Below are 13,418 nucleotides of genomic sequence, written 5' to 3'. Positions count from 1 at the left end.
TTATTTTTAGTCTGAAAATTAAGCGGTTGGATATGGATATCTGTTCTTTTGCCCTATTAGCTCAAGTTTCAAACCCCCTTAGTTTACAGCAAGAGTTGAATGCTTTGCTGCAACAAGACTGGTTACCCCATGTAAATCAGCGTGATTATATGGGTGGTTGGGATGTTCTCGTCTTACGCTGTGCAGCAGAGTATCGCGGTGCTCATCCTATCTTGCAAGCCTTCTCAATTTCTACCGGTCAGCACTGGCAAGATTTGCCTCAACTCGAATCGAGCCCTGCGTTATGCCATTTTCTGCAATCTTTAGCCTGCCCAGTGAAATCCGTGCGTTTGATGCGCTTACATGCGGGGGCAGAAATCAAACCCCATAGAGATCAAGGACTCTGCCTAGAACAAGGCGAAGCAAGACTGCATTTGCCACTGCAAACGAATGAGCAACTCAACTTTTACGTGGACGATAAACGTGTACCCATGCAGGCCGGAGAGCTTTGGTATATCAATGCCGACCAAGTCCATTGGGTTGAAAATAAAGGGCAGGATGCGCGGATCAATTTAGTGATTGATTGCGAGGTCAATACTTGGTTAAGGGAGTTAATCGATGCTGCAAAAATCAGAGCTTGAATTAGGGCATAGTTTGGATGTAGCTGTATTAACGCATTTTGCTAATGCGCTACTACTGTCAACCTCAGCAGGGGAGTCTAAACGGCTCATCGATCCCATGTTGAAGCAGTTATGCCAAATAGCGGCAGTGGAGTTACACCCCGAGTCTTTTTTGGATACTGAGGCGAGCCATACGCCTTTTGGTAAGGCGGTGTCACTCACTACCGCGGCGCAGTGTGCCGAAGATCCCGAGCGGGGCCGAGTCTTTATACAAGGGATTTATCAAGCAATACAAGATCGTCTAAAGGCTCATCCCGGGCAGATTGTGAACATCCTATATGCGGGGACTGGACCTTTTGCTTGGTTATTATTACCTCTGCTGCCGTTATTTTCTGCGAGTCAAATTCAAGTGACCTTGCTCGACATTCATCAAGCCTCGTTAGATAAAGTCACTAAGCTTATTGAACGCTTTGATTTGGCTGATCGTGTGGTGGAGCGTGTCTGTGCGGATGCCACGCTTTGGCAGCCAAATACAGTCGTAAAGTTTGATGTGATTCTTTCCGAAACCATGAAGCACTTGTTGCAACAGGAGCCGCAAGTGCAAATTTTTACCCATTTACAGGCGTATCTTGCCGATGATGGTGTGCTCATCCCGCAAAATATTGAGTTAGACGCTTGGCTTGAGTGTCGTACTGTGCAGGATTTTGTGGAGACGCATTATTTAGGACCGTTATTCGCGCTCAACCTACAAACAGCGCGCTTACTTGCCAGTGGAGACCGTAGCTTCTTGGCTGGTACTTTACTGCTCCCCGATTTCAGCCCGAGTGCGGTAACGCTTAAGTTCACGACTTCCATTCAAGTCTATGGTAATTCCACGCTGAGCGAAAACCAATCTCAACTCACGTTACCTCGATATCGACGTGAACATTGGCTTAAGCCGCTCTCATGCCTTGCTTTTCGATATGAGCAGGGTACTCATCCCGATTTTGTGTTTGATGTTATAGAGCAAAAACCTGTGCTTGTGTCGAGTGACGATCTGAGCTGCTTAGGCATTTATCATTTGCAGCGGCTTTGGCAAAAGATACAGCTACGCAAACGGGGAGTGCCATTCACTGAACCGGCTAATGAATGGCACTTAGATAAAACCTTGCTGGATCTTTGTGGAATAGGGCTCGAGCCGGGTCTAAGAGCTTTATATCAAAACGATCATCAGTCAGCTTTTGTTGCTTACATTCAGCAAATCGCCAAGCTGACAGCCGCGGATATTGCTGGGATTAATCAGCAATTAGGCGCTATTTCCCATGGATTAATGCCATCGGTCACAGTACCAGAAGTCGAAGACTTAAATTCTACAGAGGTTGAAGACTCAAATCCGGCGGCAGTACTTAGCGAGTCACAACTTAATTTTTGGCAAAATGAAGGCTACTTAGTGATCCCGCAAGTACTCACGGCAGAGCAATGCGCCGCAACACGAGATTTTATTTGGCAGCAGTTAGGAGCCAATGAACAAGATCCCACCACTTGGTATCAACCTCATGATTTTATGCAGAAAATTATGCTGCAACTGTTTCGCCATCCGCAACTGGACGCGAATCGACAAGTCCCCAAAATCCGTCAAGTGTTTGAACAGTTGTGGCAGCGAACTGATTTAGTCATGACAACCGATAGAGTCAGCTTTAATCCACCTGAAACGCCAACTTGGCATTTCCCCGGTCCTGATATGCACTGGGATATGCCGCTACAGCTCCCCGTTAAGTTTGCGACGCAAGGGTTAATTTATTTAACCGACACTGGCGAGGAACAAGGCGCATTCTGTTGTGTCCCCGGATTTCATCTCAAGATAGAGGAGTGGCTTCTCGAACAGAACAAGCCTGATATTGAGCTTCAGCAACAGGATTGGCATCGCTGGCAAGTAAAACCTATAGCGGCTAAAGCGGGCGATTTAATCATTTGGCACCATGCCTTGCCCCACGGCGCCAGTCCTAATCGTGGGACGTTACCGCGTATGGTGCAATACATTAACTTTTACCCTATGGCTTCCTAATGATTGATTTTAAAGAACAACAGCAACGCTATTGGCAATTGTTGCATCAACCAGATTCATTGTTTTTACTGCATCAAGCGAATGATGTTGAGCATTTTATTGCGCTGATGACGGATTTTCTTGCTTGGCCAGAGCTTAGTTTGGAACACATGCTCGCATTTATTGCTTTGCAGCAAGATAGCTTTATTCCAGATTTAGATCGCTTCAGTCAAGCCTGGTTCCCTTGTCGTTATCACTCACAACATAAAACGGTGAGTTGGGTTCCGGCATTTCATAGGTTATCTAAACCCTTCTTAGAGGATGATATCAGTGATGCTCGTCGTTGTTTGCTCGCCAGTTTTATCCAACCTAAAACTTTGCTCGAACCCCTATTATCCCAACGCGAAAGTTTGCCTATCGTAAATCCAAGTTTGATGATTTTTCATTGGTCCCGTTGTGGTTCGACACTAGTGTCGAGCAGCTTTGCTCTGCTAGAAACTTGCCGAGTGCTCTCTGAACCTATGCTATGCAGCGATGTTATGCATGATGACCATTGGCCTTTGGAACTAAAACCTCAGCTCGTCGATTTATGCTTAAGACTACAGGGGCGATTGAGGCTGGGAGAGCGTGAGTTAGTGATCAAGTGGAATGCATGGGATCTGGCCTGCTGGCCCATGTTACTCGAACTTTACCCTAAGAGCCGAGTGTTATGCTTGATACGCAATCCTAAGCATATTATGTTTTCTCATCAACGAGTTGCTGGGAGACATATGGCTGGAGGGAAAAGTTTACTTCCAACTGAACTGCATACTCAACAGATGAAAAATACGGATACTGAGCCTAGCTTAGATGAATTTCGTACCACCGTCTTACAGCATTTTGCGCAATTATCTGCCGCTTTATACCAATCATCTCGAGCTATTCTACTTGATTATCATCAATTAAAAGATTTTAAACCCACAACATTCTCTACCATCTTAGGATGGCCATTATCTGAAGGTGAGATTGAGCGCTGGCAAAACCATTGGTGTTTTGATGCGAAACAGCAGGGGCAACTATTTACACCTGTTGTGTCAAATGAGCTCGTCCCACTCCGTGAATTTCAAAGCCCATCGTGGCAGCAATTATTAATGATCTATAACCAACTTTTACAGCGTTTATATTGGGATAAAAAGGCATGATGCTAGGTGAGTTAAATCTACCAATAGGCTTGAGTGTTAAAGCCGCTAATACAAACGATAGCTTATTTATGGCGCAGCTTTTTTATTCCACAAAAACGTTCTTTTATGAACTTGGTTTGTCCTGTGAAGTCGTTGAAACCATGCTGGAGCAACAATATCGACTGCAGGAGGCCTCTTATCGGGAACAATATCCAAATGCCAACACTTATATCTTGTTTTATCACCAGCAAGCCGTAGGGAAAGTGATGCTCGATATCAGTGAGTATAAAATCCATATTGTTGATTTAATTATTATACCTGGCATGAGAGGACAAGGTTTTGGCTCGGTCATTTTAGAGGCCATTAAGCAAGAAGCGCTGAAACGCCATTTGCTTGTTGGTTTATCTGTGGAGAGCGAAAATACTCAAGCTAAAAAGCTTTATCTACAGTATGGGTTTGAGCTCCAGAGTTGTTCTGACACTCACGAGTTGATGCTATGGGGTGGAGTGAAGTGAAAGTATCTATATTGATTTTTTTTTACCCAATTGTGTTTATCAATTTTTAATGTATGTTTAATTGTAATTAACTTGTTTTATTTTTGGTTTATGTTATCTAGATAGTCCTTTTATCGTGTGATGTTGAAATCAGCTAAAGGAACTCGCTGTCGATTAAATGTCGTGAGTATTTAAATTGTTGAAAAACGTTAAACAGACAAAATCGTGATTTTAAGGAGAAAAACAATGTCAGATCCATTTATCGGTCAAATTTCTATGTTCGCTGGTAATTTCGCTCCCCGTGGTTGGGCCTTTTGCAATGGGCAATTACTGTCCATTTCGCAAAATTCTGCGCTTTTTGCAATTCTGGGCACTACCTATGGTGGTGATGGTCAAGCGACTTTTGGGTTACCGGATCTACGTGGCCGTGTGCCGACAGGGCAAGGGCAAGGGCCTGGTCTTCCTGCGGTTGTTCTGGGAGAAGTTGCAGGTACTCCCTCTACTACGCTCACCATCAACCAGTTGCCGACTCACAACCACTCGGCAGTTTTCCAGGGAAGTGCCAGCCAGGTTGGTGCCCCGACGATTGATGTGGGCACATCATCCGCAAACGCATTAGCTAATCCCACCAATGGTTCAACCACTTATCTAACTGCCGTAACCGCCGCCACCAACCTTGGTGATACTGTTGATTTCCATGGGCTATTTACCAGCACTGCGCCGGCAAGTGGTGCTACAGGTAGCTTGGGTGGAGTTCATGGCGGTGGTACTGTAACGCCAGCAGGTACGGTTACTGTGGGCGCAACAGGTAACGGTCTTCCCTTTTCAATCGCTCAGCCTTATTTGGGTGTTAGCTTCATTATTGCGGTTGAGGGGATATTCCCATCGCGTAATTAAGTAAAAGTATGAGTTAAAAGCATCTGTGTAAATGTTCTTTAGAGTGTTTGCACAGGCGCTTGTGCAATTTGTTAAAGCAAACGGTTAAAGAGTGCGGAAGGTAAGTTCCTGGATCGATAAGTGAGCTGCTTAATGCGATTCGGAAATTTTTGTAATGTAAATATCGTTAATGAATTTTCAAGGAAATACCATGTTGCGTACCAACCTCGATAAGACCAAACCATTTGCCAACACCTCCCACAATAAATGGCATAAATTATTTTGGCTTGCCATCGTGATGATGTTACTAACGCCGCGAGCTGCTTTCGCGACGCTGGTAAATAACGGTGTTGACGGCACTATCGGTTGGGATGCAATCATAAGCAACGGAATTATTGCAGGTGCAACCACTGGTCAGACTCCTGGTGGTCTGATCTCCGTAACTAACCATTTAAGTAGTGGCTTTGACATCTACGCGAAGAACAACTCTGACCCCAGTTCACAGAACTTTACCATGCGCAACCAGACGACAGGGATGACAGGTGCTACCAGCGCTCCTTTTGTGCGCATAGGGGCGGTTAACGGTTATACGCCAGAGTGGCTCGAATTACGTGCCAATCAAGGAATATTTGATCTCACGACAATTAAGGTAGCTAGTGGAGATAGTATTACTGCGACAAGCTATAACTTTACTCTCCAGGCGCTTGATAGCTCGTTTTCTCCGGCGGGGGCTGCAGTTACTTTAAATAGTGTTCCGTTTAACAACTATGGAACTTTCAGTGTATCCGGTAATACAGATTTTGACGGCATATACGGTGTTCGAATTACGGTCAATACTGGTTTGCAGATTGCCGTAGATGACATAGAAATTACCAGCCCACGCATGCCTGATACTACACCGCCCACGGTAACTTCCGTCACCTCCAGTACTTCAGATGGCACCTATAAAGTGGGTGATCCAATCAGCATCCAGGTGAATTTCAGTGAAAACGTGATTGTGGCCAGCGGCACTCCGCAATTAACCCTGGAAACAGGTACTACCGACAGAATGATCAACTATACCGGCGGCACCAACAGCAGCACCCTGACGTTTACCTATACCGTACAGGCGGGTGATGTCACTGCTGATTTGGATTACACCACGACCACTGCCCTGGCTTTGAATGGCAGTACTATTCGCGATGCAGCAGGCAACAATGCCATCCTCACACTTGCTAGCCCCGGTGCTGCAAATTCACTGGGTAATAATAAAGCGCTGGTTATTGATGGCGTGGTGCCCACAGTGACATCAGTAAATTCCAGTACAGCTAATGGAACCTATAACACGGGGAATTCGATTGATGTGCAGGTCAACTTCAGTGAAGCCGTAACCGTGACCGGCACTCCACAACTAACATTGGAGACGGGTGCAACCGACCGGACAATCAACTATGCGAGCGGTAGTGGCACCTCTACGCTGACATTTAACTATACCGTTCAGGCTGGGGATATTTCCGGTGACCTTGATTATGTAGCTACCAGTTCGCTGGCATTGGGCGGGGGAACTATCAGGGACGCTGCGGGTAATGACGCGACCTTGACCCTGGCTTCACCGGGTGCAGCCAATTCATTAGGTAACAATAAAGCCTTGGTTATTGATGGTGTTGCACCTTCGGTATCCAGCATTGTGGTAAGCGGGAGTCCAACGGCGGCCGCTACCAGTGTGAATTTCACTGTGACCTTTAATGAATCGGTGACCGGCGTTTCAACCGACGACTTTGCGTTAGGAATTACCGGAACAGCCAATGGCACTATTGCCAGTGTCTCCGGGTCTGGTTCCAGTTTCACGGTTACTGTGAGTGGTATTGTTGGCAACGGTACTATCAAAGTAAACCTCAATGCATCAACCAATATTGCCGATGGGGCAGGTAATATTGGTCCGGCAGCGTTTACCAGTGGCTCATCCCATACAGTTGCAATTCCAACAGTAGCTGATGCGCCAACGATTGGTACGGCAACAGCGGGAGACGGGCAGGTTTCTGTAGCCTTTATGGCCCCTGTGAATAATGGTGGTTCGGCAATCACAGGTTATACCGTGACCTCTAACCCGGGAAATATCACTGCCGGTGGCAATGGCTTTACAACATCGCCGATTGTGGTGACTGGCTTAACTAACGGTACTGCCTATACCTTTACAGTGAAAGCAACCAATGGGGTCGGTGACAGCGTTGCTTCCGTTGCCTCCAACGAGGCAACCCCTAAAGGTAATCAAACCATTACCTTTCCGAACCCCGGGGCACAAAACTTTGGCACTACGCCAACCCTTACAGCGACAGCAGACTCTGCCACAGGAACTGATAATTTAACTGTCACTTTCAGCTCGTCCACCACTGGTGTTTGTACTATCACCAGCGGCGGTGCACTGACCTTCGTAACAGCGGGTAGCTGTACCATTGATGCAGATCAGGCGGGTGACTCGGCTACCAATGCAGCCACTACTGCAACCGAAACTTTTACTGTGAATGCGATAGTTCCCGGTGCCCCAACGATTGGTTCTGCAACTGCTGGTGATACTCAGGCCACTGTGACCTTTTCGGCACCGGTAAGCACTGGCGGCGCACCGATCCTTGCCGGAGGCTACACAGTCACCGCTAACTCCGGCGGTGCAACTGGTACAGGATCAAGTTCGCCGATTACTGTAACGGGGTTGACTAACGGAGTGGCCTATACCTTTACAGTGACCGCGACCAACTCGGCGGGGACGGGTGCAGCATCGGCAGCTTCCAACTCGATCATTCCGGCATCACCACAGACGATTACCTTTGCTAATCCAGGAACACGGAACTTTGGTACTTCGCCAACGCTGACCGCAAGCTCATCGGCAGGTGGTGGTTATGTTGTCACTTTCACCTCATCTACCACCAGTGTTTGTACTATTACCAGTGGCGGTGTGTTGACCTTTATAACGACAGGAACCTGTACGGTCAATGCGGATCAAGCGGGCGATTTGTCTTTCCTGGCTGCACCGCAGGTGAGCCAGTCTTTCAGCGTTAGCCCCGTAGTTCCCGGTGCACCAACCATAGGGACTGCAATCGCCGGTGATACCCAGGCAAGTGTTGCCTTTGTTGCCCCAGTGAATATTGGTGGCTCGGCGATTACCGGTTATATCGTGACGGTAAACCCGGCAGATGTCGTTCCAGTACACGGTGGTTCATCTCCGATTGTGGTGACCGGTTTAACCAATGGCCAAGCGTACACCTTTACCGTAACTGCCGATAATGTGGCGGGTACTGGCCCTGCATCGGGCGCATCCAACTCGATTACTCCGGCAGCAATCCAAACCATTACTTTTGCTAATCCTGGAGCGCAAAACTTTGGTACTACGCCAACATTAACGGCTACAGCTGATTCAGGCTTAACACCTGTCTTTACTTCATTCACTACGGGCGTTTGTACTATTACCTCCGGTGGTGCACTGACCTTTGTGACGGCAGGTAGCTGTACTATTAATGCAGATCAAGCAGGTAATAGTAGCTATTTACCTGCTACACAGGTGAGCAGAACCTTTGCGGTAAATGCTGTCGTGGCTGGAGCGCCAACCATAGGAGCTGCAATCGCTGGGGATAGCCAAGCGGTTGTTAGCTTCACTGCACCGATATTTAATGGCGGTTCATCAATTACAGCTTATACAGTGACATCTAGCCCCGGTGGTTTTACGGGTTCGGGAGCAGGATCTCCAATTACAGTTACAGGGCTTTCAAATGGTACGGCCTATACATTTAGTGTTACTGCGGCGAATACTGTGGGAAGTGGTAATGCTTCAAGTGCGAGTAACTCTGTGACGCCAAATGGTGCACCGACTATTAGTGGTTCGCCGATATTAATCGTGAATCAGGATGCTTCGTACCAGTTTACGCCGACAGCGTCTGACTCTGTGGGAGATACACTTAGCTTTAGTATTAGTAATAAACCTACGTGGGCAACATTTAATACCGCGACAGGCATGTTGTCTGGTATTCCATTAAATCAAGATGTTGGTGTGACTAACGGAATTGTTATCAGCGTTTCTGATGGCACTTTATCCGCGAGTCTACCAGCGTTTAATTTAACTGTGACGAACGTCAACGATGCACCGACGATTAGTTCTATGGCTATGACTGCAGCGACCCAAGATGCAGCGTATAGCTACATCTTTGCGGCTGCGGATACTGATGTGGGCGATGTACTTACGTTAAGCGCGATAACTAAGCCTAGCTGGCTAAGCTTCAACGCCGCAACTGGTGTATTAAGCGGCACGCCTACAAATGCTGATGTGGGTTCTCACCCAGTGACACTGAGGGTTAGAGACACAGATGGCTTAACGGCTGACCAATCCTTCATGGTTATTGTGACCAACGTCAACGATGCACCTGTGATTAGCTCTCCAGCCATCACTACAGCAACTCAAGATATAGCTTACAGTTACACAGTGATAGCTACCGACTTAGATGTGGGTGCTGTGTTAACCCTCAGTGTAGTGACCAAACCGAGCTGGTTGAGTTTCAACTCGGTGACAGGTTTACTCAGTGGTACGCCGAGCAATGCGGATGTGGGCAGTCATGCTGTGTTACTGCGAGTGACGGACACGGATGGATTAACAGCAGATCAATCGTTTAGTATTACAGTCACTAATAGCAACGACGCTCCTACCATCACTTCAACAGCAACTATGGCCGCAGTGCAAGATGCTGTTTATAGCTATACCTTTGCCGCTACAGATGTCGATGTGGACGACGTACTGACATTTAGTGCGGTGACGATACCAAGCTGGTTGAGCTTCAACGCGGCGACAGGGTTACTCAGTGGCACGCCTGGCAATGCTGATGTGGGCAGTCATGCGGTCACCTTACGAGTGACGGACACGGATGGCTTAACGGCTGAGCAAAGCTTTAGCATTACAGTGACTAACGTTAACGATGCGCCTGTTGCGACGAGTGCAAGTGTGACCTTAGAGGAAGATAGCTCTGTGATGATCACGCTTACTGGGGAGGATGCAGATAGTGATCCTCTTACCTATGAAGTGGTGAGCCAACCTGAATCGGGCACTTTGGAGCAGCATGGAACTGTGTGGTTATACACACCGGAGAAAGATTTCAACGGTGCAGATCAGATAAGCTTTATTGCTAAGGATGCTGAACTGAGTTCTGAGCCTGCGACTATCACCATGAATGTCACCCCAGTGAATGATGACCCACAAGCTGTAGATGATAATTACACTCTAGCCAGCACAGCGGATGATAAATACACACTACCTGCGCTAGAGAATGATGTTGATGTGGACGGTGATACTTTGACTATCGATGGCGCGGCAGCAGACATAGGTAGTGTGCAGATTACTGATGATGGACTCATATTTACTGCCCCTGCAGCTTATGTTGGTCCGGTCGCACTTCGTTATACCATTAGTGATGGTCAGAAAGGGCGCGCAAGTGCAAAAGTCAACTTACTGGTAGAAGGTGGGGAGGCTGACAATTTACCTGTTATTACTGTACCTAGTGATGTTGAGGTTAATGCAACAGGCTTGTTCACTCGGGTGGATCTAGGGTTTGCGAAGGCCGTCGATCGTAATGGTCATCCACTGCCCGTTTCTTTGGTCGATAAGCGTTTATTCTTTGCCCCTGGTAGTTATCTTGCTTACTGGCAAGCCGTAGATCGTGATGGCAACAAAGCGACTAAGGCTCAGAAAGTAAAAGTGCATCCATTAATTTCCTTGAGTAAAGATCAAGTCGTGGGTGAGGGTAATGAGGTTGTTGTTAGTATTCACTTAAACGGTGATGCGCCTGAGTATCCAATATCAGTTCCTTATACGGTTGCAGGTTCCGCGGACAGCAATGATCATGACTTAGTCGATGCGGTAGTGGAGATTACTTCAGGTACATTGGCCCATATTCACTTTAGAACAATAGAGGATGGGGAAGTTGAGGCTGAAGAAGATGTGTTGATCAGCCTAGATCCAAGTTTGAATTTAGGCAGTAAGAAGCAAACACAAGTGTCGATCACTGAGGCTAACATTGCCCCGAGTGTGACTCTTGAGGTGACTCAAGCGGGTGAACGTCAGTTGATCGTGGCACAAAATGGTGGCGAGGTTCATATTCATGCGCAGATTAGCGATGCCAACATGAACGATACTTTGACATCTGTATGGTCGAGTGGCGCGCTGAACTTGCAGTCCGATGATGCGGGGATGTTCTTCTTGCCGACAGAGGTCTTACCGGGCATTTATCCTGTGAGCCTGACTGTGACGGATAGCGGCTTACCCGCGCTGTCTACCACGGAGAAAGTTTATATTGTTGTGCGCCCATCTTTGCCACCTCTGACGGGGACTGATACCGACGGTGATTTGATCCCTGATAACCAAGAGGGATTTACCGATACAGACCGCGATGGCATTCCAGATTACTTGGATGCAATCAATGATTGTAACGTGATGCCTGAAGGTGAGTTGCAGCCTGTGTACTTCTTGGCAGAGGGGCAAGCGGGCGTGTGCTTACGCTTAGGTAATATTGCACTGATGCAAGAGCAAAGTGGTATTCAACTATTACCTAATCTGGTTCCTGAAGACAGTATCGCGGCCAATGTGGGGGGGATTTTTGACTTCATTGCTACAGGACTACCGCAACAAGGGCAGAGTTACAGTCTGGTGATACCACAACGTTCGCCAGTTCCTGCCAATGCGGTATATCGTAAGTATCAAGCCCAAAATGGTTGGAAGGATTTTGTGATTGATGCGCGCAATAGTGTCGCCAGTAGTGAAGGTGAGCGTGGTTTCTGTCCTCCACCAGGAGACAGTCGTTGGACTTCTGGATTAACTGAAGGCCATTGGTGTGTGCAGTTAACCATAGAAGATGGTGGGCCAAACGATGACGATGGCGTCGCTAACCGAACCATTGTCGACCCAAGTGGCGTGTCAGTGATACTCAATGGTAACCATTTACCTGTGGCGAACCCAGATACGGCATCTTTACCTTGGAATCAGAGTCTCGATGTCGATGTGCTCGCCAATGATACGGATAGCGATGGTGATGCCTTGACGGTAACACAAGTCACCAGCGAGTTCGGAACCGTAGTTATCTTGGCTAATCAGCAGTTAAGTTACACGCCAGCAACCGATTTCATCGGTACAGATGTGCTGGTGTATAGCATTACCGATGGTAAAGGTGGTACTGCGAGTAGTGAGTTGACTGTGATTGTTAATGGCAATACGGCACCTACGACAGTGAACGATAGTGCTGCCATAGATGACAGAACGAGCTTGTTACTCGATGTGTTGAGTAATGACAGCGATCCCGATGGCAACGTTTTAACCTTAGTCAGCGCAACCGCGCAGCAAGGAACGGTTTCTGTTGAATCTAATAAGCTACGTTATATCCCTAAAACTGGATTTGATGGAGTAGATACTGTGAGTTATCAGATTAGTGATGGATTGGGCGGCGAAGCAACTGGGCAAGCGTTAATCACAGTTAAGGCATACCAAAATGTGGTGATAGATAACAAGTCGGGTGGAGGCAGTATGTCCTTATGGGCATTAGGTTTGATTCTTACAATGGGTTTAATTCGCCGTAAGGAATTACATAAATTAGTCTTGGGCGCTGTGTTGCTCGTAGGCTCCGTTAATCAAGCAAATGCGGCTGATAACTGGTACGTCGAGGGATTTGTAGGTCAAGCTCAGGTTGATAGCAGCAGGCGAGATCTACAGCCACAAGCGGGGACAGGCTTTGTAACATCGGTTGATGATAAAGATACTGCTTTGGGTGTGAGTATCGGTTATCAATGGACTCCCTTTGTTGCCATCGAATTAGGCTATGCCGACTTTGGTAATGGAAGTGCGCGGATTGAGGGCGCAAGTCTCACCCCTGAGCAATATCATGAGCAGGTCAAAGCCGTAACGCCAGTACTGGCCGATGGTGTCATGCTGGGATTACGTTTCACTTTACTCCAACATGAAGCTTGGCGGTTTGAAGTACCCATCGGATTGTTTAGGTGGCAAGCGGATATCAGTAGCACTATGGGCAATAGCCGTTTAACTACAGAGCTTGATGGTACAGATTGGTATGCGGGCGTGCGTTTTAGCTATCAATTTAGTGATTCATGGTCTGTAGGTTTGGGGTATCAATATGTGGATATCGAGCCTAATGATTTCCTCAGTTACCAGCTCAATCTACGATATCAATTTTAAACGTTAGCATATCAAAAGGGGCATTCGCCCCTTTTTACTATCCAATAAAAACATCATATTTGAGAATATTTT

6 protein-coding genes are annotated in these 13,418 nt (G+C 47.2%); all 6 read left to right on the top strand.

The window, feature by feature from the left end; genetic code table 11:
- Nucleotides 1-32: 32 nt before the first annotated feature.
- The 6 genes from L5L97_RS17795 to L5L97_RS17770 all read left to right on the top strand — a co-directional run bounded on the left by L5L97_RS17795 (nt 33) and on the right by L5L97_RS17770 (nt 13,346).
- Nucleotides 33-620 carry an aspartyl/asparaginyl beta-hydroxylase domain-containing protein gene (locus L5L97_RS17795; protein WP_173242591.1) on the top strand — a complete coding sequence of 196 codons (588 nt, stop codon included), beginning with the start codon at nt 33-35 and terminating at the stop codon, nt 618-620.
- The gene (locus L5L97_RS17790; RefSeq protein ID WP_263183171.1) at nt 598-2,643 is read left to right on the top strand and encodes a phytanoyl-CoA dioxygenase family protein; all 2,046 of its coding nucleotides are present in this window, start codon (nt 598-600) and stop codon (nt 2,641-2,643) included. Before L5L97_RS17795 ends, L5L97_RS17790 begins: the two co-directional genes overlap by 23 nt.
- The gene (locus L5L97_RS17785; RefSeq protein ID WP_263164029.1) at nt 2,643-3,803 is read left to right on the top strand and encodes a hypothetical protein; all 1,161 of its coding nucleotides are present in this window, start codon (nt 2,643-2,645) and stop codon (nt 3,801-3,803) included. Before L5L97_RS17790 ends, L5L97_RS17785 begins: the two co-directional genes overlap by 1 nt.
- Entirely contained in the window at nt 3,800-4,297 is a 498-nt protein-coding gene (locus tag L5L97_RS17780; RefSeq protein ID WP_263164026.1) for a GNAT family N-acetyltransferase, read from the top strand. The genes L5L97_RS17785 and L5L97_RS17780 overlap by 4 nt, the downstream gene beginning before the upstream one ends.
- A gap of 225 nt (nt 4,298-4,522) precedes the next feature.
- A complete protein-coding gene (locus L5L97_RS17775) occupies nt 4,523-5,173 on the top strand; it encodes a phage tail protein (protein ID WP_263147043.1) in 651 nt (216 codons plus the stop codon).
- A gap of 190 nt (nt 5,174-5,363) precedes the next feature.
- Nucleotides 5,364-13,346 carry an Ig-like domain-containing protein gene (locus tag L5L97_RS17770; protein ID WP_263183169.1) on the top strand — a complete coding sequence of 2,661 codons (7,983 nt, stop codon included), beginning with the start codon at nt 5,364-5,366 and terminating at the stop codon, nt 13,344-13,346.
- The last annotated feature ends 72 nt before the right edge of the window (nt 13,347-13,418 follow it).

The sequence above is a fragment of the Shewanella sp. SM71 genome, assembly GCF_025653905.1.
GTDB classification, from domain to species: domain Bacteria; phylum Pseudomonadota; class Gammaproteobacteria; order Enterobacterales; family Shewanellaceae; genus Shewanella; species Shewanella oncorhynchi.
The sequence above is the reverse complement of the archived record's forward strand: the minus strand, read 5'-3'. Positions and strand labels throughout refer to the sequence as shown.

Coding starts and splice junctions, on each gene's coding strand:
- L5L97_RS17795 (WP_173242591.1), top strand. CDS start 33: ATGGATATCTGTTCTTTTGCCCTATTAGCTCAAGTTTCAAACCCCCTT.
- L5L97_RS17790 (WP_263183171.1), top strand. CDS start 598: ATGCTGCAAAAATCAGAGCTTGAATTAGGGCATAGTTTGGATGTAGCT.
- L5L97_RS17785 (WP_263164029.1), top strand. CDS start 2,643: ATGATTGATTTTAAAGAACAACAGCAACGCTATTGGCAATTGTTGCAT.
- L5L97_RS17780 (WP_263164026.1), top strand. CDS start 3,800: ATGATGCTAGGTGAGTTAAATCTACCAATAGGCTTGAGTGTTAAAGCC.
- L5L97_RS17775 (WP_263147043.1), top strand. CDS start 4,523: ATGTCAGATCCATTTATCGGTCAAATTTCTATGTTCGCTGGTAATTTC.
- L5L97_RS17770 (WP_263183169.1), top strand. CDS start 5,364: ATGTTGCGTACCAACCTCGATAAGACCAAACCATTTGCCAACACCTCC.